A 22,124-nucleotide genomic window follows, 5' to 3' on the forward strand; every position below is an offset into this window, starting at 1 on the left:
TCAGCCTCGCATGTTTCGGTGCGGCGGGGTCGAACACGGTGTGGATCAGCCGCGAACCGTACGACGCCGGGCGACCCTCGCCGCGTGCCGGGCGGCCGCGGTCGAGATCTCGGGGGCGCGGACCGCCGCGGTGGGCGCGTCGAGTTCGTACGCCACTGCCAGCGCGAGGGCGAAGCCGGCCGGGTCGTCGTCGGCCACCGGGTGGGAAACCTGCTTGATCATGACGTACTCCTTGCTGCTCAGAGGTGGTTCAGCTGTCGCTGCCGCCGGCCCGCAGCTTCGCCAGGTCGGCCTTGACGGTGTTGATCGGGATGGCGAAACCGAGGCCGACGCTGCCGGCGCTGGACGAGGAGGTGGAGTCCGCGGCCGAGTACATCGCCGAGTTGATGCCGACGATGTTGCCGTTCATGTCGATCAGCGCGCCGCCGGAGTTGCCGGGGTTCAGGGACGCGTCGGTCTGGAGCGCCTTGTACGTCGTCGTGGACGAACCGGTGTCGCCGTTGAACTCCTGGCCACCGAACTCGAACGGCCACTGCCCGCTGCCGCCGCCCTGGCCGCCCTGGCTCTGGCTCTCGTCGGTCGAGACGGTCACGTCGCGGTCGAGCGCCGAGACGATGCCGCTGGTGACGGTGCCGGTCAGGCCCTCGGGGGAGCCGATCGCCACGACCTCGTCGCCGACCTGGACACCGTCGGAGTTGCCGAGGGTCGCGGGGGTCAGCCCGGAGGCGTTCTCCAGCTTGATCAGGGCGAGGTCCTTGGCGCTGTCGGTGCCGACGACCTTGGCCGTGTACTCCTTGCCGTCGCTCGTCGAGACCTTGATCGAGGAGGCGCCGGAGACGACGTGGTTGTTGGTGATGATCTCGCCGTCGCCGGTGATGATCACGCCGGAGCCGGTGGAGGAGCCGTTGCTCAGCGTCGCGTTGATCTCGACGATGCTCGGGCTGACCGCCTTGGCGACCCCGGAGACCGTGCCCTTGGCGGAGGACGGGATGACGTTGGTGCTGGTGCTGCTGGAGGTGACCGTGTCGTTGCCGGTGAGTTCCTGGATGCCGTAGGCCGTACCGCCGCCGATCGCCGCGGCGACGATCGCCACGGCGGCGAGGAGGGCGAGGGGACCCCGGGTCCGCTTCTTCGGCGCGGCAGGCTCCGCCGGTGCCGCGGTGAGGAGAGCCGTACCGCCGCCGTTGCCGTTGCCGTCGCCGCCGTCAGCGGACGTGGCGTAGGCCGCCTGCTGCTGGGCCGACCACACGGTCGTACCCGGCTCGACGGTCACCGGCTGCGGCGCGGGCGGCTGCGCCGGCGGGGGCGGCCACTCCGGGTTCACGGGGGAGGAGGCGTGCTGCTGGGCGCCCTGGTAGGGGTTCGCGTACTGCTCGTACTCGCCGTCGCGGCGGAAGCTCTCGGTCATGGCACTGAGCTTGTCGCCCCACCATGAGAGCTCCCTGAGTGCTCCCTGAGAACGCCGCGAGAACCTCGTTCGCCCGATATAAAGCCGGACCAGGGAGCGGGCGGGAGCCTCTCAGACAAGCTTCATAGAAGCCCACCAGGGGCGCGGGGCTGTATCGATCTGCGGCTCCGCCGCGGGGCGCGACCAGCCACGGACAAGCCGCGGACGAACGACAGCCGGACTTACGCACACCCGCAAGAGCGCCGCACAACAAGCCTCGACGGAAACACCTTCAACCGCTCCCGGCGCGAACCCGCGACCCGCAGCCCGTCATCGAGCACCAGGTCCACCGCCGCCCGCGCCATCGCCGACCGGTCCGAAGCGACCGTTGTCATCGGCGGATCCGCCAGCGCGGCTTCCTTGATGTCGTCGAACCCGATCACCGCCAGCTCACCCGGCACATCGATCCGCAGCTCGCGTGCCGCGCGCAGCACGCCGATCGCCTGGTCGTCGGTGGAGCAGAAGATCGCGGGCGGACGCTCGGGGCCCGACAGCACACCCAGCGCCACCTGATACGCGTCGTAGCGGTTGTACGGCGCCTCGAAGAGCCGCCCCTCGGTGGAGATCCCCGCCTCGTCCATCGCGCGCCGCCAGCCCTCGACGTGGTCGGAGACCGGGTCGCCGACGGAGGGGGTCTCGGCGGTGCCGCCCATACAGGCGACGTAGGCGTAGCCGTGTTCCAGGAGGTGGCGGGTGGCGACCTCGGCGCCGCCGAGGTCGTCCGTGACCACCGCGACGTCGTCGATCGCCTCGGGCCGCTCGTGCAGGAGCACCAGGCGGGCGTCCCAGGCGTCGATCTCGGCGGCGGCGTTGTCGTTCAGCGCGTGGCTGACCAGGATCAGGCCGGAGACCCGCATGCCGAGGAAGGCCCGCAGATAGTGGACCTCGCGCTCGGCGATGTAGTCGGAGTTGCCGACCAGCACCATTTTTCCGCGCTCGGACGCGGCCTGTTCGACCGCGTGCGCCATCTCCCCGAAGAAGGGCTGGCGCGCGTCCGGCACGATCAGGCCTATGAGGTCGGTGCGCCGCGATGCCATCGCCTGGGCGACCCGGTCGGGCCGATAACCCAGTTCCTTGATCGCGGCGAGGACACGCTCGCGCGTGGCCGGGGCAACCGGCCGGGGTCCGTTGTTGATGACATAGCTGACGACGGCGGTGGACGTCCCCGCCAGCCGCGCCACATCATCCCTGGTTACCTTGGCCACGCGCGGAGTCTACGCGGATGGACCCGCTCTGGGCAGGGCGTGAAGGAGCTTCCCTGTGCCCCGCCCGAGCGTTTCCGACGACCGCTAGAGGTCGGCATTGACCTCGGCCGCGTCCAGGGCGGCCGTCTCGTCCGCATCCTCCGCCTTTGGCTGGGCGCTCTTGGACTTTGCCTCGTCCGAGACAGCCCCACCCTTCTCCGGAGTAACGAATCGATAACCGACGTTACGGACGGTTCCGATGAGCGACTCGTGCTCGGGGCCGAGCTTGGCGCGCAGACGTCGTACGTGCACGTCCACGGTCCGGGTGCCACCGAAGTAGTCGTAGCCCCATACCTCCTGAAGCAGCTGGGCGCGTGTGAAGACGCGGCCCGGGTGCTGGGCGAGGTATTTGAGGAGTTCGAACTCCTTGAAGGTCAGGTCGAGGACCCGGCCCTTCAGTTTGGCGCTGTAGGTCGCCTCGTCGACCGAGAGGTCGCCGTTGCGGATCTCCATGGGGGAGTCGTCGTTGACGATCTGCTGCCGGCCCATGGCCAGGCGCAGTCGTGCCTCGACCTCGGCCGGTCCGGCGGTGTCGAGCAGGACGTCGTCGATGCCCCAGTCGGCGGTGACGGCGGCGAGGCCGCCCTCGGTGACGACGAGGATGAGCGGACAGCCCGGCCCCGTGGAGCGCAGGAGCTGGCACAGGCTGCGGACCTGTGGCAGATCGCGGCGGCCGTCGATGAGGATCACGTCGGCACCAGGGGTGTCGACGAGGGCAGGGCCTTCTGCCGGGGCCACTCGCACGTTGTGCAGGAGCAGGCCGAGAGCGGGAAGCACCTCCGTCGATGGCTGGAGGGCATTGGTCAGGAGCAGCAGAGAACTCATACGGCTGGTTCCTCCTCGGTCCCGGCGAGGTCGTAGCTTTCGTATACAGGTGATCCGAAAGCACAAAAGGACTCGGGGGCTGCATTGCCCGAGTCCTCTGTTGAGGAGAATAGCCCACATGCGCATTGATCCGGCAGGTCGTGTGGTGCGATCCACCCCGATTCCGCACTCTGAGACGAACAGAGGCACACCTATACGGACGTTTCTGCACACCACCGACGGTGTGACGATCGATTCCGTATACGATCCGTCGGCCGTTGTATACGACACCTCCGCTTCATCCGCGCGTGGTCTCGTGTTCGTCGTCGCGCACGGTTTCACCGGCGATGTGGATCGTCCTCATGTTCGCCGGGTGGCCGAGACTTTCACGCAGTACGGGGCCGTGGTCACGTTCTCCTTCCGCGGCCACGGGGCCTCCGGTGGGCGCTCGACGGTGGGGGACCGCGAGGTGCTGGATCTGGCGGCCGCGGTGGAGTGGGCCAGGTCGCTCGGGCACACGCGCGTGGTGACCGTCGGCTTCTCCATGGGCGGTTCTGTGGTGCTGCGGCACGCGGCCCTGTACCGGCCGGGCGGTGACTCGGGGCGCGAGGGGCGCACGGAAGCGCATTCGGACGCGGTGGTCTCGGTGAGTGCTCCGGCTCGCTGGTACTACCGCGGCACGGCCCCTATGCGCAGGGTCCACTGGCTGATAACCCGCCCCGAGGGCCGTCTGGTCGGCCGCTACGGCCTGCGGACGAGGATCCACCACCGGGAGTGGGACCCGGTCCCGCTGTCCCCCGTGGAGGCCGTCCCGAGGATCGCCCCCACTCCTCTCCTCGTCGTCCACGGCGACCGCGACGGCTATTTCCCCCTCGATCACCCCCGCATGCTCGCCGCGGCCGCCGGTGACCACGGCGAACTGTGGCTGGAGCCCGGCATGGGCCATGCCGAGAACGCGGCGCCGGACGAGCTGCTGGGGCGCATCGGGGACTGGGCCGTCGCACAGGGCGGCTAGCCTGACCGTGTACACAGCCGATTGATTGAGGAACCGGATGCCCAAGGTCACGGTCCGCTACTGGGCCGCCGCCAAGTCCGCGGCCGGCGTCGCCGAGGAGGCGTACGACGCGGACACGCTCGCCGAGGCGCTCGACGCGGTGCGCGGGCGACACCCCGGCGAACTCACGCGCGTCCTGCAGCGATGCTCGTTCCTCATCGACGGTGACCCCGTGGGCACCCGCGGACATGAGACGGTACGGCTGGCCGACGGCGGCACGGTCGAGGTGCTCCCGCCGTTCGCAGGAGGGTGACGATGACCGACCAGCCGTATGAGGGGCAGCAGCAGTACCAGCAGGGGTACGACCCGTACTGGCAGCAGCCTCAGCACCAGTCCCAGCCCCAGCCCCAGCATCAGCAGCAGTCCTGGCCCGGGCAGCAGCAGGGCTACGAGGATCCGCAGGCCGCCCAGCAGTACACCCAGCAGTGGCAGGGCCAGACCTGGGAGACCCAGGCCCAGGCACCGGTCGCGCCGGCCGCGGACACCTCGTACGCGCCGCAGCAGGCGTACGCCGAGCCGCCGGCCCCCGTGGCGACCCCTCCGCAGGCCCCCGTCACCTCCGGCTACGGCCCCGCCAGCATCGGCGGCAACGCCCGCATCACCGACGCCCAGCGCGCCCGGCTCGAGGGCCGCTCCCCGGTCATCGAGCCCGGCATGCAGCCCGCCGCGCTCACCGCGCTGCTCGGTCTGCTCCTCGCCGGCACGGCGGCCGTCGGGTCGTACGCACTGCTCGTCCCGCTCGTCGCCCTCCAGGCCGTGACGGCGGCCGGCTGGTTCCGGCTGAACGGCATGTGGCCCGCCCGGCAGGGCATCGCGCTGGCGTTCCTGGGCGCGCTGGTCGCGGACGTGGCGCTGCTGGCGTCCGACCACGCGCCGTCCGCGATCCTCGGGACGCTGGGCGTGTGGGTGCTGCTCTCCCTGGTGCTCCAGCTGCGCTCGCACGCCGACGCCGACACCCGGATGTACGGCCTGATGGCCACCGTCGCCTCGGCGGCCCTGGCGATCATCGCGTCCGGCTATCTCGCGGCCGCCGCGGACGCGGTGACGGTCGGCGCGGCCTCGGTCGCGGTCGCCGTCCTGGCCCGTGCGCTGCCGCTGCCGACGCCGGCCTCCGTGGTGGTCTCGCTGCTCGCCGCGGCGGGCGCGGGCATCGCGGTCGGCGGGATGACGGACCTGGGCTCCGAGGGCGCGCTGCTGGGTGCGGGCGCGGGGATGTGCGCGCTGATCGGCCACCGGGTCGCGAGCTATGACTACCCGTCCCGCTTCGTGCACTTCACGGCGGGCGTGGCCCTGCCGCTGGCCGCCGCGGCACCGACGGTGTACGTGCTGGGGCGGGCGCTCGGGTAAAGCCCGGGCCCGCCTTGTCACAGGTGATCGACAAACTCCTGGTCGGCGTCCCCGCCGCAGTTACGGTGGCCCCCGGACGTAGACCGCCTAGGTGGGGGAACACCAAAGAATGCGCGCACTGCGAATACTTCTGATCGTCGTCGTCATTCTGGGCGGCCTCTTCGTGATCGCCGACCGTGTCGCGGTCCACTTCGCGGAGGGCGAGGTGGCGGACAAGCTCAGGACCACCGAGAACCTCTCCTCCACGCCCGATGTGTCGATCAAGGGCTTCCCGTTCCTCACCCAGGTCGTCTCCGGCGAGCTCGACGACACCGAGGTCGGCATCAAGGACTACGAGGCCGCCGCCGGCACCACGGGCGACAAGATCCGCATCGACGACATCAAGGCGAACTTCAAGGGCGTCGCCTTCTCCGGCGACTACAGCTCCGCGACCGCCGCCACCGCGAACGGCACCGCGAGCATCTCCTACGACGAGCTGCTCGAGGCCGCCGCGTCCGAACCGACGGAGATCTTCACCGGGGTGACGGCCGAGGTCGTCGGCCTCTCCGACGGCGGCAACGGCAAGATCAAGGTGAACGTCAAGGTCACGGCCCTGGGCAAGTCGACGACGTATCCGGTGCTCAGCACGGTCACCGTCGACGGCGACACCGTGAAGGTGCACGCGGACAACCTGCCGAACATGGTCGTCGAGGTCGCGGAGGGCAAGGTCCGCTCGATCACCGACTTCGAGCAGAAGATCGACGATCTGCCCGGCGGTGTGCAGCTCGACAAGGTCGAGGCCGCGCAGAACGGCGTAGAGGTGACGGTAAAGGGTTCGAACGTCGAGCTGGCCGGGTAGGACCGCGTTCGGCGGACAGGAACTGTCCGAGGAGCGAGACGGGCCGTCCGCACCGCAGATGTGGCGACGGCCACCGGCGCCCGAAACCCGTGCGAACACGGTCCGGGCGCTGCTCGCATCCCACATCCCGGACGATCGCGTCTCAAAATACGACACGCCGGTGACACGCCAGGCTGTCCGTCCCTACGATCGACGCATGAAGCGACAGGCGGATCTCACGAAGCGGCGGGCAGTGGACCTGTGCCGCGTTGCCGCCATGCTCTGTCGCACCTTCTGAGCGGAAGCTCCGTCCTTCCGCATCCCCTCGCCCTGATTCCAGGGCATCCGTGCGCCGCGCCCGCACCGGGCCACGCACCCTCGCACTCGCACGCCCCGCCGTAACTGCCCCGGAGGAGAAAGAGCATGAGCCGCAGCGACGTCCTGGTCGACGCCGACTGGGTCGAGGCCAACCTCGACAACGCCGACATCGCGATCGTGGAGGTGGACGAAGACACGTCCGCCTACGAGAAGAACCACATCAAGAACGCGATCCGGATCGACTGGACGAAGGACCTGCAGGACCCGGTCCGCCGTGACTTCATCGACCAGGAGGGCTTCGAGAAGCTCCTCTCGGCGAAGGGCATCGCCAACGACACGCTGGTGATCCTCTACGGCGGCAACAACAACTGGTTCGCGTCCTACGCCTACTGGTACTTCAAGCTCTACGGCCACGAGAACGTCAAGCTCCTCGACGGCGGCCGCAAGAAGTGGGAGCTGGACGCCCGCGAGCTGGTCGAGGAGGTCCCGGAGCGGGCCGCCACCGACTACAAGGCCAAGCCCCAGAACACCGCGATCCGCGCCTTCCGCGACGACGTGGTGGCGGCGATCGGTTCGCAGAACCTCGTCGACGTCCGTTCGCCCGACGAGTTCAGCGGCAAGCTGCTCGCGCCGGCGCACCTTCCGCAGGAGCAGTCGCAGCGTTCGGGCCACGTCCCGTCCGCCCGCAACATCCCGTGGTCGAAGAACGCCAACGACGACGGCACCTTCAAGTCGGACGACGAGCTCAAGGAGCTCTACGCCGAGGAGCAGGTGGACCTGGCGAAGGACACCATCGCCTACTGCCGCATCGGTGAGCGCTCGGCTCTCACCTGGTTCGTGCTGCACGAGCTGCTGGGCGTGGAGAACGTCAAGAACTACGACGGCTCCTGGACCGAGTACGGCAGCCTGGTCGGCGTTCCGATCGAGCTCGGCGCCAACAAGTAAGCACAGACCCCGCTCAATCCCGACCGGCCTTCCTTCCGGTCAGACCCCTCTTGGAGAAAGACATGTGTGGAGCGAAGGCCGGCGGCCCGGACGCCTCGACGATCAAGCCCGGTGAGACCACGATCCAGGGCCAGGTGACCCGCGACGGCGAGCCGGTGGTGGGCTACGTCCGCCTCCTGGACTCGACCGGCGAGTTCACCGCCGAGGTCCCCACCTCGGCGACGGGCCAGTTCCGTTTCTACGCGGCCGAGGGCACCTGGACCGTCCGCGCCCTGGTCCCCGGCGGCACCGCCGACCGCACGGTCGTCGCCCAGCAGGGCGGCCTCGCGGAGGTCGCGATCGCGGTCTGAACCGCCGAGACCGACCGAAGGGCCGCACCCTGCCGGGTGCGGCCCTTCGGCATGTCCGTGGACGGGCCTACGCTGGACTCATGCTGGCACGACGACGTCATGTCTACTTCGCCATGATGGGCACGTGCATCGGGCTCTTCGTCCTGGCCTGGTCCGTCGTGCGCCTCTGGTCGGTTCCGGTGGCCGTCGGCATGTGCGTGGTCGCCATGCTGATCCCCCCGGTCGCCGCGATGGCCGCCAACCGGCGCGGTCCTGACGACCGCTGGTGGGACGACCCGTCCGGTGACCCGAAGTCGGACGACTGGTGGGACGAGCTGGACGGGAAGAAGCGGCCGCGGTAGGAGGCGTTTTTCGCCCCCTGAAGGAGCCTCGTCCTCACGCCGGACGGGCTGGGTTTCTGCGGACGGCTCAGTAGACCAGCGCCTGCGTCCCGTCGCCGAGCGCCTCCTGCACGAACACCTGCGCCCCCGCGATCCGTACGCCCTCGACGACGTCCTTCTCCGTGATGTCCCGACGGGCCGCGCACTGGGTGCACAACGTCAGCGTGCCGCCGGCCAGGATCGAGTCGATCAGGTCGGGGAGCGGGGCCGCATGCGGCAGTTCGAACTCGGCGGCGCGGCCCGGCAGCGCGAACCACGCGGACTCCCCGGTCAGCCACACGGAGACCTCCACCCCGCTGGCCACGGCCACCGCCGCCACCGTGAACGCCTGCGAGCAGCGCTCGGGGGCATCGGCCCCCGCCGTCACCTTGATCACGAGCTTCTTCGCCATGGCTGCATCGTAATCGTCTCGCCTGCAATTCAGTCCTTGGTGCATGGGCCCCTGCCCGTGCCTACGGAACGCGCGTTTCGCGATGTGGGACGTCTTGGAAGTACGTCAACTACTCGGCCCTGAAGACCGAGCCTGCTGCCTCGGTCCATCTAGGGCTCCGTTTATGCTCCCGATTGCCCCTACGGCAGGGCGGTCACGGGTCACATCTACCGGACCCGGCTATGCCGGGGCTGGATCGGGCATGTTGACGAATACCCACGCTGAGCGTGCGCGGTCGCGCACGTTGACCCCGGCGACGTGGTCGGCGGGCCCAGCGAGGCCGCACCGACGACAACGGAAGGTGTCCCGAGTGGGCCGGTTGGCACGCTCGGTATGTCCGCAGCGCGGGCAGCGCTGCGAGGTGTAGGCCGGATCCACCTCGATGTACGGCACCCCGGCACGCTTGGCCTTGTAAGCGATGAACGCGCCGAGTTGGTGGAAGGGCCAGGAGGACAGTCGTGCTCGCTGGTCGCGGGAAACCGTAACCCGTTCGCGGATGCCCTGAAGCTCTTCCAGGGCGATGCCGCGCTCGGTGCGTTGGGCGACAGCAACGACAGTCTTGGCCACCTTGTGGTTGACGTGGGTGGCGTGGCGGGATTCCTTCTTCGCCCGCTTCTTGAGGAGCTGTTTGGCGGACCGCGTCTGCTTGGCCTGGATCTCGGCCCGCTTGCGGGCCTGCCAGCGCCGGTAGCGGCCGAGCCTGCGACCTTGGTGGTTGTCTCCGTCCGAGGTGGTGGCGAGGTTGACGATGCCTCGGTCCACGCCGACGAAGTCCTTCGGGTTGAACGCCTCCGGCTCGGGGATGTCGATGGTGGCGATCAGGAACCACTTGCCGTCTCGGAAAACCAAGTCGGACTCACCCTGCCGGTGTTCGGGCAGAGCTTTGAGCGCTTCCGGGGAGCAGGTGAACCTGATGTTCTTGACCCTGCCGTCTAGGGTCCAGATGCTCACGGTCTGAGCGTCGTAGTTCCACGACAGGCACCGGTCGTCGTACGTGTGCGCCGCATACGGACGAAAGACGACTGGCTTGGACTCGGCCCTGCCGCGGCGCTTTGATCCCTCCGGGCCGAAGTTTCCGGCCCGGAGGTTCGCCCGCAGGGTCGTGTAGGCGTCCGCGACGCGCTTGATGATGTGCTGCGCGGCCTGGGCTCCGAAGCCCCAGGCTTTGAGGTCGCCGTAGCACAGCTTGCGCAGTTCACGGACAGATGCCTTGAGTCCGAAGCGCTGGAAGCCCGTGGTTGACACCCGGTTGGCTGCCTCATTGACCGTGGGCAGGGTGCGCTTGAGCTTCGGTGCCTGGATGGCATCCGGCACGAGCTTGACCTGCAAGACCAACTTCACGATCACCGAACGTACACAGGTGTGCGACCCTCCGTTGCTCGTTCGCCATCCGTCACCCCGATGAGTGAAACCCGGACCTGATAAGTCGCCCAGCGAGCCCACTGCGTCGGCACCTCTGTCGCGGCCCACGTTCGCCCTGAGTGGCACCGCCCAGGTCCACATTGACGAGAAGTTCCCGACGAAGGCCGGGGTGGAGGGGTTACGGCGATACCCGTACACCGAGACCAAGCGGTTCGGCGCCGAGCACGTCCATCAGGCCTACCTGGTCTCCGGTGAGCGCCTCGCGCCGGTCGTCCAGTCCAAGAAGGGCGGCGCCGAGGCCGTGCCCTTCCAGCAGACGGTGACGCTGCAGAGCCAGCTGCTCGGCTGAGGCCTACCTCGCGGAGAAGGCCGGGCCCCGGCCGACTAAGCTGGGGCCCGGCCTGTGTACCGCCCACCCTCGCTCACCGTAGGAGCACCACGTGCTTGAGGTTGTCTTCGAAATCCTGCTCGCCCTGGTCTGCGTCGGCGTCCTCGCCTTCGCCGGGCTGACAGCGAAGAAGCTGTACCAGGGCCAGCGCTGACCCATACCTAGGAACCGCCTCTCATGATCGAGATCCCGTCCGACCTCCACAAGGAGCTCGTCCCGCTCGCCTTCCTGCTCGGCAACTGGGCCGGCGCGGGCGTGCACGACTTCCCCGGCTCCGAGAAGTGCAACTTCGGGCAGGAGGTCACCTTCTCGCACGACGGCCGGGACTTCCTGGAGTACCAGTCCCACACCTGGGTCCTGGACAACGACGGGAACAAGGTCCGTCCGCTGGAGTCCGAGCACGGCTTCTGGCGCGTCGACGCCGACCGCAAGGTCGAGATCACGATGGTCCGTGACGACGGCGTGGTGGAGATCTGGTACGGCGAGCTCGCCAAGCAGAAGCCGCAGATCGACCTGGTCACGGACGCCGTGGCGCGTACGGCGGCCTCGGGCCCGTACACCGGCGGCAAGCGTCTGTACGGCTACGTCAAGAGCGACCTCATGTGGGTCGGCGAGAAGCAGACCCCCGAGGTCGAGCTGCGCCCCTACATGTCCGCGCACCTGAAGAAGGTCGTCACCCCGGAGGACGTCGAGCGCTGGGCCAAGGCTCTCCCCGACGACATGCCGGACGACGGCATCGCCTTCTTCAAGTAGTTCCCTATGGTGGTCACCTGTTCGGATGAACCGTGTGGTTCGGCGGGACATGGCAGGAGGCGCCGTCCAGCTTCGTGATCGTGAAGCTGGTGGTGCGGGTCAAGCTCCTGCCAACGCCCGAGCAGGCGGCGGCACTTGAGGTGACCCTGCGTTCCTGCAACGAGGCAGGGAATTGGCTCTCGGCTGAGGCGTTCGCCCGTCAGGTGACCTCTCGCGCAGGGTTGCAGGCACTTGCATACGCTGACCTGCGGGCGCGGGGGCTGTCGGCGCAGCCTGCACTGCATGTGCTGCGGAAGGTTGCAGACGCCTACGCCGCCCTGAAGGCGAGTGCGCGGGCGGGGAATGTGGGTAGGCCGGGCTCGGAGCGGTATACGAGGGCCACCTCCAAGCCGATCATGTTTCGTGCGGGGGCGGCACAGCCGTTCGATGACCGCTGCCTGTCCTGGCAGATGGGCGCCACCACGGTATCGATCTGGACCACCAGCGGTCGGCTGAAGAACATCGGGTGTCTCTTCGCCCGCCGCTTGGCCGACTTCGTACCCCTCCGCTGCAGCTTTGCACGCAGCTTCCGATCCTGTTCGCGGCAGCGGTTCAGGTGACGCCCGCTGTGCCCGACCTGGTGTTCTCCTCGGCCTCGGGTACCTCGCAGGTCGCGATCAGATACCACTGCCCGTTCCGGTTCAGCAGATCCGACTCGCCTCGTCGATAGCGGGCCAGCAGCTTCAACTGCCCGGATGCCCGGTAAAGGCGCGGGCAGGGAAGCCCGCCGGGCTCGCCGGAGGCTCAACGCACCGGTCGCGGAATCGCCCTGGAAGACCTGGGTGGTATTCGCGAGCGGGCACGGCTCAAGAAGCCCCAACGCGTCACGTTGCACTCATGGGCGTTCCACCAACTCGGCGAGTTCATCGCATACAAGGCCAAGCGTGCCGGAGTTCCGGTGGTGTCCGTGAATCCGGCCTACTCGAGCCGGGAATGCTCCCAGTGTCACCACATCGACAAGCGCAACCGGTCGTCACAGGCCGTGTTTGCTTGCAGGCCCTGCGGCTTCGTTGAGCACGCCGATCTCAATGCGTCCCACAACATCGCCTCTCGTGGGTGGTGGGTGTGGGTCTGCGGGGCCAGGTCAGTGGCCCCTGCTCTCACACTCGTGTCGTGAGGACTGGACGCGGCCGGTCTCATCGAAGCCATCGATGCCCTGAGCTGCAAACCCGGGACGGCAGTCCAGGGTGGCTGACGTAGGCCTAGACTCGTCGGTGTGGTGAGCACCGACTGGAAGAGTGATCTGCGGCAGCGCGGTTACCGGCTGACCCCGCAACGGCAGCTTGTGCTCGAAGCCGTGGACACCCTCGAACACGCGACCCCCGACGACATCCTCACGGAAGTGAAGAAGACGGCGTCGGGGGTCAACATTTCCACGGTCTACCGGACCCTGGAGCTCCTGGAGGAGCTGGGTCTGGTCAGCCATGCCCATTTGGGGCACGGAGCGCCGACGTACCATCTCGCGGACCGTCACCACCACATCCACCTGGTCTGCCGCGACTGCCAGAACGTCATCGAGGCGGATATCGCGGTGGCGGCGGAGTTCACCGCGAAGCTGCGCTCGACCTTCGGGTTCGAGACGGACATGAAGCACTTCGCGATCTTCGGCCGGTGCAAGGACTGTTCTCTGAAGGCTTCAACTACCGAGTCGTAGGCTTAGGCGTATGAAGAGCCCTCTGCTGTCCCTGCCCGGCGCCGTTCCCGCCGAGGGCGTGGACGAAGGTGTCGCCGCCCACTACGGCGACCTGTTCCGCGAACAGCGCGCCCTCGCCGAGGGCACCGGATTCGTCGACCTCTCCCACCGCGGTGTCCTCACCGTCACCGGCGAGGACCGGCTGAGCTGGCTGCATCTGCTGCTCACGCAACACGTCTCCGAGCTGCCCGTTGGCGAGGCCACCGAGGCGCTGATCCTGTCCGCCAACGGCCACATCGAGCACGCGCTGTACCTGGTGGACGACGGTGCGACGGTCTGGATCCATGTGGAACCCGACACCCAGGAGGCGCTGCTCGCCTACCTGGAGTCGATGAAGTTCTTCTACCGGGTCGAGACCGCCGACCGCACGGCCGACATCGCGGTCGTCCATCTGCCGGCCGGTTCGATCGCCCCGGTGCCGGAGGGTGTCGTCGTCCGCGAGACGGCGTACGGCCGTGATCTGTTCCTCCCGCGCGCGGACCTGGAGTCGTACGCCGAGCAGGCGGGCCCGGCAGCCGGCCTTCTCGCCTACGAGGCGCTGCGTGTCGAGCAGCACCGTCCCCGCCTCGGCTTCGAGACCGACCACCGCACCATCCCGCACGAGCTGGGCTGGATCGGCACGGCGGTGCATCTGCAGAAGGGCTGCTACCGAGGCCAGGAGACGGTCGCCCGCGTCCAGAACCTGGGCAAGCCCCCGCGCCGCCTCGTCTTCCTCCACCTCGACGGCAGCGAGGTCCACCTGCCGCCGGCCGGCACCCAGATCCACCTCGCGGACGACGGCCCCGACGGCCGCAAGATCGGCTTCATCACGACGTCCGTACGCCACCACGAACTCGGCCCGGTCGCCCTCGCCCTGGTGAAGCGGAACGTACCGCTGGACGCACGCCTGGTGGCGGACACGACGGCAGCGGCGCAGGAGGTCGTGGTCGAGCCCTGAGAGGCTGCGGGCCTAGATCTCCACGAGCACCTAGATCTCCACGAGCACGGTGAAGGGGCCGTCGTTCGTCAGCGACACCCGCATCTGCGCGCCGAACCGTCCCGTCGCCACCGTCGCGCCCAGGGCGCGGAGCTGGGCCACGACCTCGTCGACGAGCGGCTCGGCGACGTCGCCTGGGGCGGCGGCGTTCCAGGTGGGGCGGCGGCCTTTCCTCGCGTCCCCGTACAGGGTGAACTGGCTGATCACGAGGAGCGGGGCGTCGATGTCGCTGCAGGACTTCTCGTCGTGCAGCATGCGGATCGACCAGAGTTTGCGGGCGAGTTGGGCGGCCTTCTCCTTGGTGTCCTCGTGGGTGACCCCCACGAGGACACAGAGCCCTTCGCCGACGATCTCCCCGACGGTCTCACCCTCGACGACGACGCTCGCGCCGTCGACTCTCTGAACCACTGCACGCATGGGACCCATCATGCCGTCCGGGCCGCAGTGACCTATCCTCGGGCTTCTTTCTCATCGATAACCCCCCATCTGGGTCCGATCGGGGGCACTCGGTCACATAGCGGCCACTTGGGGTGGCACGATGCTCACACACGCGCGGTCGAGGGGACGGTTGAGGCACATGAGCACACCGAGCATCGGACAGCCGCCCGGGGCTGTTGTCCGGCCGCCCGCGCAGCGTACGGAGGAGCCGTGGCTGTCCGCGGACCCGTCCGAGCACGACCTGGCCCCGCTGAGCCTGCCCGAGCTGCGCACCCTGCGCCGGGACGCCCAGCGCGACGAGGCGGACCTCAGCTATGTACGGCGGCTGCTGCAGGGCCGTATCGACATCCTGCGAGCAGAGTTGGCACGCCGCTCGCCGGCGGGGCAGGGCTCGGTGGTGGAACGCCTCTCCGAGATCCTCGCGGACGCCCCGGCCCGCCACCGCTCCTCGGCCCGCCACGTGACGCTGGGCACGCCCCACAGCGAGGAGTACCGGCGCCTGGCCGCCGAGATGCTCGCCGAGGTCGAACTCTCCGACCTCCGGGCCCGCACCGACCTCGAACTCAACGCCGCGATGGCCCGCCTCGTCCGCTACGAACAGCAGGTCTCCCGCCGCCGCCAGCGCCTGCAACGCACGGCGGACGACTCCAGCGCGGAGATCGCCCGACGCTACCGGGAGGGCGAGGCGCAGGTGGAGGACCTGTTGATGTGAGGAGGACACGCCCCCCTGGTGTGCGGCGTCCCGCTCGACGACCATGAGTGGATGCTGCTTCCTCCCGGCCACGAGAAGACCGAGTTGATCGAGGTCGTGCGCATCACCGACCCGATACGCCACATGAGCTCGCCGGACCTCGTGGGCGACGAGGTCGCGATCTGGGAGGCGGCACGGGTCACGGAGACCCTGAAGTCGGTCGGCGCTCTGCCGGACAGTCCCCTGATGCGCTGCTTCTTTCCCGGGTGGGGCATCCGCGCACACAGTGCCTCCGGCCTGCTCTTCCAGGTGGCCTTCTGCTTTCAGTGCCACGGCGCGCGTCTGTGGGGACCGTCCGTCCCCGACGAACTCGACAGCATTCACGGCTTCGACGCCGACAGCATGGGAGCGCGCGGGCTTCTCGCACGATTCCGAGCGGCAGGGTAGGGCGGGGGGCCGGTCGGGAGCGGGAAAATCGTGGCGACAGTTCATCGTCGTCGACCTAACGTGGCTCCATGACCCGCCCGCATCCCGACATCGACATCCGTCCGATCGACGAGGACGAGATCCCCGACTGGATCCGTGCCCTGAACACCGGTTTTCTGCGCAGTCCCGGCGTCACCGAGGACGAGATCGCGGACCGGAGAAGCTATATCGAACCGTCCCGGACGCTGGGTGCCTTCGATGGTGGGCGGTGTGTGGGGACGTTCCGGTCGTTCGAGCAGCAGCTCACGGCTGTCGGTGGCGCGGCCGTTCGCGCGGATGCCGTCACGAACGTCAGCGTGACGGCCACCCACCGCCGGCGCGGCATCCTGACGCGCATGATGGCCGAGGACCTCGGCGCGGCGAAGGAGCGCGGGGACGTCGTCGCCACGCTGATCGCCGCCGAGTACCCGATCTACGGCCGCTACGGCTTCGGTCCCGCCACCTGGATGACCGAGTGGACGGTGGACGTGCCGCGCGCCGGGCTGGATGCCCGCTGGTCGGGGCCCGAGGACGGCGGCCGTATCGACCTCGTGGACCGGGAGGACGTACGCAAGCTCGGCCCGGAACTGTATGAGCGTGTGCGCCGCAGCCAACCCGGCGCGGTCAGTCGCACCCGGCGATGGTGGGAGATCGAGACCGGGGCGGTGCATCTGGACCGTGCCCCCTGGGTCGAGCCCTTCTTCTCCGTATACCGCTCGGCCACCGGCGAGGTCGAGGGAATGGCGGCGTACACCTGCGACGACCGGTGGGAGGACAAACAGCCGGCCGAGACGGCCAAGGTGAAGTGGCTGATCGCCACGACCGCGGCCGCCGAGCGCGCCCTGTGGCGCCATCTCTGCTCGATCGACTGGGTCACGAAGGTGCGCAGCGGCTGGCGCGGACCCGACGACCTGCTGCCCTTCTACCTGCCTGATCCGCGGGCCGCGCGCGTCACCACGCGCGCGGACTGGCTGTGGGTGCGGATCCTGGACGTCGTACGGGCTCTGGAGGCGCGTACGTACGACAGGGCGGGGGCGCTGGTCCTGGAGGTCGTCGACGCGGCCGGTCCGGCCGGCGGGCGTTATCGGCTGGAGGTGGCGGAGGACGGCCGGGCGTCCTGTGCGGCGACCACGCAGAACGCCGAACTCACCCTGGGTGTCGCCGACTTGGCCACCCTGTGGCTCGGTGACGAGTCGGCCGTACGGCTCGCCGCGCTCGGTCGGGTCCAGGAAGACCGAGCGGGCGCCGGCCGAATGGCCGACGCCCTGCTGCATACGTCCGGGCGGCCTTGGTGCCCGGACATGTTCTGACGTCTCCCTCCTGGCGGCCGCCTCCTGCCGGTGGCAGGGGCTCGGGACTGATCCGATCCGTAGCTGTAGCTGTAGCTGTAGCTGTGTAGCTCTTTAGTTGTGGCTGTGCGGCAGCGGTGTTCAGTTGTCGGTGTGGAGTTGTGGCTGTGCTGACCGACCGGGCTCCCGGCTCCCCTCCGGAAGGGAGCCCGATCGGCCGACTGCGCGGACTTGGGCGGTCCGGTCAGCCGGACTGGGCGAGCAGCATCACGAGGATCGCCGCACCGATGCCGCCGACCATGGTGTTCTTTGCCTTGATGCCGACGGTGAGAAGGACGAAGGCGATGATGCCCATCGGCCCCCACTTCCACTGGATGAGCTGCTCGAATCCGATGGCGAGGGCGGCGATGGCAATGGCGAGCGGCATGACGATCCCCCCTGTTGCGGTACTACCTGTCGAGGTCTGAAGCGGCCTGGTGACACCAACCTTTTGGAAAGTTTGACCATGTTGTGCAAGTTGGCTGCCAACTTCACTGTACTTATCTCCGCTTGGATGCGTCTCATAACCACCTTTCCCCGAACTGCCCAAAGATGGCGGGAAGTTGTAGTGTTTGGTTGTGGACCCGAAACACGCCTCCGTCAATGGACGGGAGAGGTCACAGCGGTCACACACATCACATCGTGACGTGGCCGACGAGCTGCGATCCCGGATCCGGTCCGGTGAGCTGCGGCCGGGTCAGCGCATGCCCACCCAGGCCAGGCTGGCCGACGAGTTCGGAGTGGAGCGCGGGGCGGTACGACAGGCCCTGCGCATCCTGCAGTCCGAGCGGCTGCTCACCAATGTGTCCAAGGGCAGCCCCGCGACCGTCGCCCCCGACCTCGGCAAGACGCTGACCGGCCCCGGAGCCCCGCCGCAGCCCACGATGGTGGCCCTCGCCCCACGGATAGCCGCTGCCTTCGCGACCCCGCACGTCGAGATCGACGCGCTCTGCCTGACCTCGGTCTCCTTCAACCTCGCCCTCGGCGAACCACTGCGCCAGATTCACGCGGGACAGCTGAAACCGGCCAAGATCGACGTACGCGTCCTGCTGCCGAGCCGGGACATCGACCTCGCCTTCCCGGCCCCGGTCGACGCCTCGGTGGACGGCCGGTTGCAGCGCCACTGGCTGGCCCACCGCAACGCCCAGGGTCATGTGCTCCGCCACAACCTGCTGGCCCTGCGCGCCACGCACGGCATCGACGTCCAGGTCACCTTCCGCGCGCTCCCCTTCACCCCGCCGGTGAAGCTGTACCTGCTCAACAACACGGAGGCCCTGTTCGCGTACTACACCCTCAGCCGGCGCGAGGAGCAGATCGACCACGAGTTCCTGGAGATGTACGACGCCGAGGGCACCCAGTCGATGCTGTTCGCCTTCGACCAGGGCGCCGGCCTGCGGGACACCACCTTCGTCGAGCAGTCCCACCTGTGGTTCAACGCACTGTGGGAGACGATCAGTTCGGAGCTGACGCTCACGAGCTGAAGGTCTCCCACAGTGGCGGATCCGGGCGTCGCCTGTCCGTCATAGGGCGGGCCCCGCGACCAGCAGGGCGAGCACGACGGCGCCGATGGAGCTCAGCGCCGGGCTCTTGGCCCTGACACCGATGGTGAGCAGCAGCAGGCCGACGATGCCAGTGGCGCCGTACTTCCACTGGACGGTCTGCTCGATGCCGGTGACGAGGAGGGCGGAGAGGAGGTAGAGAGCTGGCACGGTGTTCCCCCTTCGGGCGTGAGGCGGGCATCCGGGGCGGTCGGATGTGCGGGGGGTTGGATGTGCGGGGGTTGGGTGACAAGGAGGCAAAACTTCCGCCAACTCGACTAAGTTGGCAACCATCTCAGTATTAGTTGTCCCCACTTGGCCCGTAGTCCGAAACAACTTCCAAACAACTCCCCATAGATGGATCGGAGTTGTAGCGTTTGGTCGTGACCCAGGAGAACGTTGCAGTGAACGGCAGCAGAAGGCTCTCGCCCCAGGAGATCGCCGACATCCTGCGGGAACGTATTCGCGCGGGCGACCTCAAGACGGGAGACCGTCTGCCCACCCAGGCCGAGTTGGCAGAGGAGTTCGGCGTCGAGCGCGGTGCCGTCCGCCAGGCCCTGCGCGCCCTCCAGGAGGACGGGCTGCTCAGCAATGTGAGCAAGGGGAGCCCGCCGAGGATCGCGGAGCCGGCGCCGGTCCGGGGGGCGCCGCAGCCGACGATGGTGGGGCTGGCGCCGCGGCTGTCGGAGGCCTTCACGGCGAAGCACGTGCGCGTGGACGTCGTGAGCCACACCTCCGAGACCCTGATGCTGGCCCTCGGCGACTCACTCCGCCGGATCCACGAGGGCAGGATCCACCCCGAGTCGATCAACTTCCGCGTCCTGCTGCCGTCCCGGGACATCAACCTCGCCTTCCCGGTACTGATCGACCGCGACGCCGACGAGGACCCGGTCCACCAGCGGTGGCTGGAGATGCGGAACGCCCAGGCCCACGTCCTCAAGTACAACCTCAACGCCGTCCGCTCCACCCACGGCATCGACGTCCGGATCACCTTCCGCGCCCTGCCCTTCACCCCGCCGGTGAAGATGTACCTGCTCAACAGCGACGAAGTGCTGCTCGGCTACTACATGCTGGAGAAGCGCGAGGAGGAGTACGAGAGCCAGACCCTGGAGATGTACGACGCCCTCGGCTCCCAGTCCGTCCTCTTCTCCTTCGTGAAGGCGGCGAGCCAGCGGGACGGGGCGTTCGTGGAGGAATCCCAGAAGTGGTTCGACGCCCTCTGGGAAACCATCACGACGGACCTGACACTCTCCTAGTGACTTCTGATACGACGCAGACTGTACGAGTGACAGCGGAGACGGAGAACGCGATCGAGAAGCTGCGGGAACTGGTCGCCGACGTACAGGTCGTCCTCTGGGACTTCGACGGACCCATCTGCCGGCTGTTCGCGGGGCACTCCGCGGTGGTCGTGGCGAAGGACCTGGTCGAGTGGCTCGCGGGACAGGGCCTGAGGGGGCTGCTGACCGAGGAGGAGCGCGAGCATCCCGACCCGATGGCCGTCCTGTACGCGGTCCACCGGCGGCACCCACGCAGCGACCTGGTGACCGAGCTTGAGGAGCGACTCACTCAGCAGGAACTCAAGGCGGTGGGCACGGCCATGCCCACCGCGTTCGCGGATCCGCTCATACGCACCTGGCTGGCGGTCGGGGCCAGGTTCGCCGTGACGACGAACAACTCCCCGCGGACGGTCCGCGAGTACTTGGCGGACCGTGACCTCACCTCGTGTTTCGATCCGCACATCTACGGCCGCACGCTGGACCTCAGCCTGCTCAAGCCCCACCCGTATTGCCTTGAGCGAGCACTGCGCGCGATGGGCGTCGCCGCCTCCTCCGCCCTGATGATCGGCGACTCCCCGGCAGACGGCGAGGCCGCACGGCAGGCTGGGGTTCCCTTCCTGGGCTACGCGCGTAACGAGGAGAAGGCCAAGCATCTGCGTGAAGCGGGGGCGGCGTGTGTGGTGCATTCCTTCGAGCCGGTGTTGGAAGTGTTGCGGGGTCAGGCCTGAAGGGACAGGGCGAGCAGCGCGAGCAGGAGAAGGGCCGCCCACCATCCCGGGCTGGAGTGCATGGTGCGCAGGATCCGCGGCAGCAGCAGCCGTATGACTATCGGAGCCAGTGCCAGCAGAACTGAGCCGGCGAACCCGAGTCGCGTCTGCACCAGCCGGCTGATCACGAATTGGAGGATCGTCCCCACCAGTTGGAAGAAGATCATGTGCCCCACCCCGTCCACTTCAGCGAATCGATCAACTACCATTCCAATTGGACTGGTTAACTTGATTGGTGTGTGCCCTGCCTGCGAGATCCCTTAACTGCCGCTCCGGTGCCGGATAAGCCAACCGACAAATCAGGCCACCAATATGACTGGAAGCGGTTTGCCTTCGTCGTGGGCGCGGTACGGTCGCGATGTGAGCGAGGAACGCGGCGACGGAGGCGGGACGGAGTTCGAGCGTGTTCTGGCGGCGCTGCGGACCCGGATAGCCGTCGGTACGTACGCGGTCGGCTCTCAGATCCCGCCGCAGCGTCAACTCGCGGAAGAATTCGGGGTGTCGCGCGACACGGTGCAGCGGGTCATGCGCGAACTGAACAGCGAGGGCTGGATCAAATCCCGGCAGGGCAGCGGATCACGTGTCGTGAAGAGCCCGACCCATGTGGGACTGCCGCCCAAGCTGGAGACGCCCCGGGTGCGTGCGGCTCTCGGCACCTTCATCGAGCGGGCCTTCGCTCAGGCGATCGTGCAACTGGACGTGTTCACCCTGACCTCTGAGTCTCTGGACGCCCATATCCGGCTCCAGGCCGAGAGCATCCGACTCGGCGAGATCCATCCAGAGCGCATCAAGCTCCGCATGCTGCTGCCCTCGGAGTCGCTCGATCTTCCCTACCCCCGAGCCAAGAAGCCGGAGGGGGAGGAGGTACCGCAGCGGCAATCAGGCCAACCGGACCGGTTGCAGGAGCGGCTCCGCGCGATCACCCGTCGGCACACGACGTCGATGCGCATCGCGTTGCTCGACCTGAAGGCCGAGGGGCTGGTCGGGGACATCGACGTGCAGGTGCGGCATGTGCCGCTGACCCCGACGTTCAAGCTCTATCTGCGGCCCGGCGTCGAGGCGCTGTTCGGGCCGTACGAAGTGGTGGAGCGCACCATTCTGTTGGACGACCTCACAGAGGTCGAAGCCCGGGACGTGCTCGGCCTCGGCTCGACGCTGACCCGGCACGTCAATGACGAGGGCGACCCGGATGCCCCGGGCTCCGTGTTCATCGAGAGCATGCAGGCGTGGTTCGACTCCTGCTGGGACCTCCTGGCCGAGGGTCTGTGAGTCC

At 68.3% G+C, this 22,124-nt stretch carries 30 protein-coding genes; 20 read left to right on the top strand and 10 right to left on the bottom strand.

The genetic code is table 11. The features are described 5' to 3' along the window. Positions 1-45 precede the first annotated feature (45 nt). The 4 genes from QF037_RS25450 to QF037_RS25465 form a co-directional block, all read right to left on the bottom strand. Positions 46-222, bottom strand: coding sequence for a hypothetical protein (locus tag QF037_RS25450; protein WP_307028937.1), 177 nt, complete (start codon positions 220-222; stop codon positions 46-48). A gap of 28 nt (positions 223-250) precedes the next feature. Continuing rightward, positions 251-1,408, bottom strand: coding sequence for a S1C family serine protease (locus QF037_RS25455; RefSeq protein ID WP_307028939.1), 1,158 nt, complete (start codon positions 1,406-1,408; stop codon positions 251-253). A 221-nt stretch (positions 1,409-1,629) separates the two neighbouring features. Continuing rightward, entirely contained in the window at positions 1,630-2,652 is a 1,023-nt protein-coding gene (locus QF037_RS25460) for a LacI family DNA-binding transcriptional regulator (RefSeq protein WP_307028941.1), read from the bottom strand. A gap of 84 nt (positions 2,653-2,736) precedes the next feature. Further along, the gene (locus tag QF037_RS25465) at positions 2,737-3,516 is read right to left on the bottom strand and encodes a winged helix-turn-helix transcriptional regulator (RefSeq protein ID WP_307028943.1); all 780 of its coding nucleotides are present in this window, start codon (positions 3,514-3,516) and stop codon (positions 2,737-2,739) included. A gap of 118 nt (positions 3,517-3,634) precedes the next feature. Here QF037_RS25465 and QF037_RS25470 point away from each other — a divergent pair, with 118 nt between their 5' ends. The 7 genes from QF037_RS25470 (at position 3,635) to QF037_RS25500 (ending at position 8,667) form a co-directional block, all read left to right on the top strand. Continuing rightward, positions 3,635-4,510, top strand: coding sequence for an alpha/beta hydrolase (locus QF037_RS25470; RefSeq protein WP_307028945.1), 876 nt, complete (start codon positions 3,635-3,637; stop codon positions 4,508-4,510). Positions 4,511-4,547: 37 nt separating this feature from the next. Continuing rightward, positions 4,548-4,802, top strand: coding sequence for a MoaD/ThiS family protein (locus tag QF037_RS25475; RefSeq protein WP_046258723.1), 255 nt, complete (start codon positions 4,548-4,550; stop codon positions 4,800-4,802). A 2-nt stretch (positions 4,803-4,804) separates the two neighbouring features. Beyond that, positions 4,805-5,896 (top strand): hypothetical protein, encoded by a 1,092-nt coding sequence (locus tag QF037_RS25480; RefSeq protein WP_307028948.1) that lies wholly within the window; start codon positions 4,805-4,807, stop codon positions 5,894-5,896. 109 nt (positions 5,897-6,005) lie between these two features. Further along, positions 6,006-6,734, top strand: a complete 729-nt coding sequence (locus QF037_RS25485; RefSeq protein WP_307028951.1) for an LmeA family phospholipid-binding protein — start codon at positions 6,006-6,008, stop codon at positions 6,732-6,734. A gap of 402 nt (positions 6,735-7,136) precedes the next feature. Beyond that, positions 7,137-7,976, top strand: coding sequence for a sulfurtransferase (locus QF037_RS25490; RefSeq protein ID WP_307028953.1), 840 nt, complete (start codon positions 7,137-7,139; stop codon positions 7,974-7,976). A 62-nt stretch (positions 7,977-8,038) separates the two neighbouring features. After that, the gene (locus QF037_RS25495) at positions 8,039-8,326 is read left to right on the top strand and encodes a DUF1416 domain-containing protein (RefSeq protein ID WP_007382995.1); all 288 of its coding nucleotides are present in this window, start codon (positions 8,039-8,041) and stop codon (positions 8,324-8,326) included. An 80-nt stretch (positions 8,327-8,406) separates the two neighbouring features. After that, positions 8,407-8,667, top strand: coding sequence for a DUF3099 domain-containing protein (locus tag QF037_RS25500; RefSeq protein ID WP_307028955.1), 261 nt, complete (start codon positions 8,407-8,409; stop codon positions 8,665-8,667). A 67-nt stretch (positions 8,668-8,734) separates the two neighbouring features. Here QF037_RS25500 and QF037_RS25505 read toward each other — a convergent pair whose 3' ends face one another. Together QF037_RS25505 and QF037_RS25510 are read right to left on the bottom strand one after the other, a co-directional pair. Next, positions 8,735-9,097: a DsrE family protein gene (locus tag QF037_RS25505; protein ID WP_307028956.1), complete on the bottom strand. Its 363-nt coding sequence runs from the start codon at positions 9,095-9,097 to the stop codon at positions 8,735-8,737. A gap of 219 nt (positions 9,098-9,316) precedes the next feature. After that, positions 9,317-10,579, bottom strand: coding sequence for an RNA-guided endonuclease InsQ/TnpB family protein (locus tag QF037_RS25510; protein WP_307028958.1), 1,263 nt, complete (start codon positions 10,577-10,579; stop codon positions 9,317-9,319). Between the two features lie 88 nt (positions 10,580-10,667). On the opposite strand from QF037_RS25510, the gene QF037_RS25515 reads away from it, so the two are divergent. The 6 genes from QF037_RS25515 (at position 10,668) to ygfZ (ending at position 14,308) form a co-directional block, all read left to right on the top strand. Beyond that, positions 10,668-10,847, top strand: coding sequence for a hypothetical protein (locus tag QF037_RS25515; RefSeq protein WP_307028960.1), 180 nt, complete (start codon positions 10,668-10,670; stop codon positions 10,845-10,847). 216 nt (positions 10,848-11,063) lie between these two features. Beyond that, the gene (locus tag QF037_RS25520; protein ID WP_046258733.1) at positions 11,064-11,639 is read left to right on the top strand and encodes an FABP family protein; all 576 of its coding nucleotides are present in this window, start codon (positions 11,064-11,066) and stop codon (positions 11,637-11,639) included. A gap of 80 nt (positions 11,640-11,719) precedes the next feature. Continuing rightward, the gene (locus QF037_RS25525; protein WP_307028963.1) at positions 11,720-12,238 is read left to right on the top strand and encodes a hypothetical protein; all 519 of its coding nucleotides are present in this window, start codon (positions 11,720-11,722) and stop codon (positions 12,236-12,238) included. Between the two features lie 227 nt (positions 12,239-12,465). Then, positions 12,466-12,795, top strand: coding sequence for a zinc ribbon domain-containing protein (locus QF037_RS25530; RefSeq protein WP_373463969.1), 330 nt, complete (start codon positions 12,466-12,468; stop codon positions 12,793-12,795). Positions 12,796-12,894: 99 nt separating this feature from the next. Then, complete coding sequence (locus QF037_RS25535) at positions 12,895-13,332, top strand: Fur family transcriptional regulator (protein ID WP_046258734.1); 438 nt, start codon at positions 12,895-12,897, stop codon at positions 13,330-13,332. Between the two features lie 10 nt (positions 13,333-13,342). Beyond that, positions 13,343-14,308, top strand: a complete 966-nt coding sequence (gene ygfZ, locus QF037_RS25540; protein ID WP_307028964.1) for a CAF17-like 4Fe-4S cluster assembly/insertion protein YgfZ — start codon at positions 13,343-13,345, stop codon at positions 14,306-14,308. A gap of 30 nt (positions 14,309-14,338) precedes the next feature. Here the strand turns inward: ygfZ and dtd are convergent, their stop codons facing one another. Continuing rightward, entirely contained in the window at positions 14,339-14,764 is a 426-nt protein-coding gene (gene dtd, locus QF037_RS25545) for a D-aminoacyl-tRNA deacylase (protein WP_266825332.1), read from the bottom strand. Between the two features lie 160 nt (positions 14,765-14,924). On the opposite strand from dtd, the gene QF037_RS25550 reads away from it, so the two are divergent. The 3 genes from QF037_RS25550 to QF037_RS25560 all read left to right on the top strand — a co-directional run bounded on the left by QF037_RS25550 (position 14,925) and on the right by QF037_RS25560 (position 17,251). Next, entirely contained in the window at positions 14,925-15,497 is a 573-nt protein-coding gene (locus QF037_RS25550) for an RsiG family protein (protein WP_307028967.1), read from the top strand. A 51-nt stretch (positions 15,498-15,548) separates the two neighbouring features. After that, positions 15,549-15,923: a hypothetical protein gene (locus QF037_RS25555; RefSeq protein ID WP_307028968.1), complete on the top strand. Its 375-nt coding sequence runs from the start codon at positions 15,549-15,551 to the stop codon at positions 15,921-15,923. A gap of 68 nt (positions 15,924-15,991) precedes the next feature. Then, positions 15,992-17,251 carry a GNAT family N-acetyltransferase gene (locus QF037_RS25560; protein ID WP_307028970.1) on the top strand — a complete coding sequence of 420 codons (1,260 nt, stop codon included), beginning with the start codon at positions 15,992-15,994 and terminating at the stop codon, positions 17,249-17,251. Positions 17,252-17,474: 223 nt separating this feature from the next. Here the strand turns inward: QF037_RS25560 and QF037_RS25565 are convergent, their stop codons facing one another. Continuing rightward, positions 17,475-17,657 carry a hypothetical protein gene (locus QF037_RS25565; RefSeq protein ID WP_307028972.1) on the bottom strand — a complete coding sequence of 61 codons (183 nt, stop codon included), beginning with the start codon at positions 17,655-17,657 and terminating at the stop codon, positions 17,475-17,477. Between the two features lie 184 nt (positions 17,658-17,841). Here QF037_RS25565 and QF037_RS25570 point away from each other — a divergent pair, with 184 nt between their 5' ends. Next, positions 17,842-18,750: a winged helix-turn-helix domain-containing protein gene (locus QF037_RS25570; RefSeq protein WP_307028975.1), complete on the top strand. Its 909-nt coding sequence runs from the start codon at positions 17,842-17,844 to the stop codon at positions 18,748-18,750. Positions 18,751-18,789: 39 nt separating this feature from the next. On the opposite strand, the gene QF037_RS25575 is transcribed toward QF037_RS25570, so the two are convergent. Further along, on the bottom strand, positions 18,790-18,978 hold the full coding sequence (locus QF037_RS25575; protein ID WP_046258741.1) for a hypothetical protein: 189 nt from the start codon (positions 18,976-18,978) through the stop codon (positions 18,790-18,792). Between the two features lie 206 nt (positions 18,979-19,184). On the opposite strand from QF037_RS25575, the gene QF037_RS25580 reads away from it, so the two are divergent. Continuing rightward, positions 19,185-20,063 carry a GntR family transcriptional regulator gene (locus QF037_RS25580; RefSeq protein WP_307028977.1) on the top strand — a complete coding sequence of 293 codons (879 nt, stop codon included), beginning with the start codon at positions 19,185-19,187 and terminating at the stop codon, positions 20,061-20,063. Between the two features lie 29 nt (positions 20,064-20,092). Next, complete coding sequence (locus tag QF037_RS25585; RefSeq protein ID WP_307028979.1) at positions 20,093-20,812, top strand: HAD family hydrolase; 720 nt, start codon at positions 20,093-20,095, stop codon at positions 20,810-20,812. On the opposite strand, the gene QF037_RS25590 is transcribed toward QF037_RS25585, so the two are convergent. Next, complete coding sequence (locus QF037_RS25590) at positions 20,803-21,018, bottom strand: hypothetical protein (RefSeq protein ID WP_307028981.1); 216 nt, start codon at positions 21,016-21,018, stop codon at positions 20,803-20,805. The two genes, QF037_RS25585 and QF037_RS25590, sit on opposite strands and share 10 nt — an antisense overlap. A gap of 193 nt (positions 21,019-21,211) precedes the next feature. Between QF037_RS25590 and QF037_RS25595 the strand changes: the two genes are divergently transcribed. Continuing rightward, complete coding sequence (locus tag QF037_RS25595) at positions 21,212-22,120, top strand: GntR family transcriptional regulator (protein ID WP_307028983.1); 909 nt, start codon at positions 21,212-21,214, stop codon at positions 22,118-22,120. The last annotated feature ends 4 nt before the right edge of the window (positions 22,121-22,124 follow it).

Source organism: Streptomyces canus, assembly GCF_030815415.1.
GTDB lineage: Bacteria > Actinomycetota > Actinomycetes > Streptomycetales > Streptomycetaceae > Streptomyces > Streptomyces canus_F.

Bases quoted from the DNA above. Each gene is read 5' to 3' on its own strand.
- QF037_RS25450 (WP_307028937.1), bottom strand. From the start codon at position 222: ATGATCAAGCAGGTTTCCCACCCGGTGGCCGACGACGACCCGGCCGGC.
- QF037_RS25455 (WP_307028939.1), bottom strand. From the start codon at position 1,408: ATGACCGAGAGCTTCCGCCGCGACGGCGAGTACGAGCAGTACGCGAAC.
- QF037_RS25465 (WP_307028943.1), bottom strand. From the start codon at position 3,516: ATGAGTTCTCTGCTGCTCCTGACCAATGCCCTCCAGCCATCGACGGAG.
- QF037_RS25470 (WP_307028945.1), top strand. From the start codon at position 3,635: ATGCGCATTGATCCGGCAGGTCGTGTGGTGCGATCCACCCCGATTCCG.
- QF037_RS25475 (WP_046258723.1), top strand. From the start codon at position 4,548: ATGCCCAAGGTCACGGTCCGCTACTGGGCCGCCGCCAAGTCCGCGGCC.
- QF037_RS25480 (WP_307028948.1), top strand. From the start codon at position 4,805: ATGACCGACCAGCCGTATGAGGGGCAGCAGCAGTACCAGCAGGGGTAC.
- QF037_RS25485 (WP_307028951.1), top strand. From the start codon at position 6,006: ATGCGCGCACTGCGAATACTTCTGATCGTCGTCGTCATTCTGGGCGGC.
- QF037_RS25490 (WP_307028953.1), top strand. From the start codon at position 7,137: ATGAGCCGCAGCGACGTCCTGGTCGACGCCGACTGGGTCGAGGCCAAC.
- QF037_RS25495 (WP_007382995.1), top strand. From the start codon at position 8,039: ATGTGTGGAGCGAAGGCCGGCGGCCCGGACGCCTCGACGATCAAGCCC.
- QF037_RS25500 (WP_307028955.1), top strand. From the start codon at position 8,407: ATGCTGGCACGACGACGTCATGTCTACTTCGCCATGATGGGCACGTGC.
- QF037_RS25505 (WP_307028956.1), bottom strand. From the start codon at position 9,097: ATGGCGAAGAAGCTCGTGATCAAGGTGACGGCGGGGGCCGATGCCCCC.
- QF037_RS25520 (WP_046258733.1), top strand. From the start codon at position 11,064: ATGATCGAGATCCCGTCCGACCTCCACAAGGAGCTCGTCCCGCTCGCC.
- ygfZ (WP_307028964.1), top strand. From the start codon at position 13,343: ATGAAGAGCCCTCTGCTGTCCCTGCCCGGCGCCGTTCCCGCCGAGGGC.
- dtd (WP_266825332.1), bottom strand. From the start codon at position 14,764: ATGCGTGCAGTGGTTCAGAGAGTCGACGGCGCGAGCGTCGTCGTCGAG.
- QF037_RS25550 (WP_307028967.1), top strand. From the start codon at position 14,925: ATGAGCACACCGAGCATCGGACAGCCGCCCGGGGCTGTTGTCCGGCCG.
- QF037_RS25555 (WP_307028968.1), top strand. From the start codon at position 15,549: ATGCTGCTTCCTCCCGGCCACGAGAAGACCGAGTTGATCGAGGTCGTG.
- QF037_RS25560 (WP_307028970.1), top strand. From the start codon at position 15,992: ATGACCCGCCCGCATCCCGACATCGACATCCGTCCGATCGACGAGGAC.
- QF037_RS25565 (WP_307028972.1), bottom strand. From the start codon at position 17,657: ATGCCGCTCGCCATTGCCATCGCCGCCCTCGCCATCGGATTCGAGCAG.
- QF037_RS25590 (WP_307028981.1), bottom strand. From the start codon at position 21,018: ATGATCTTCTTCCAACTGGTGGGGACGATCCTCCAATTCGTGATCAGC.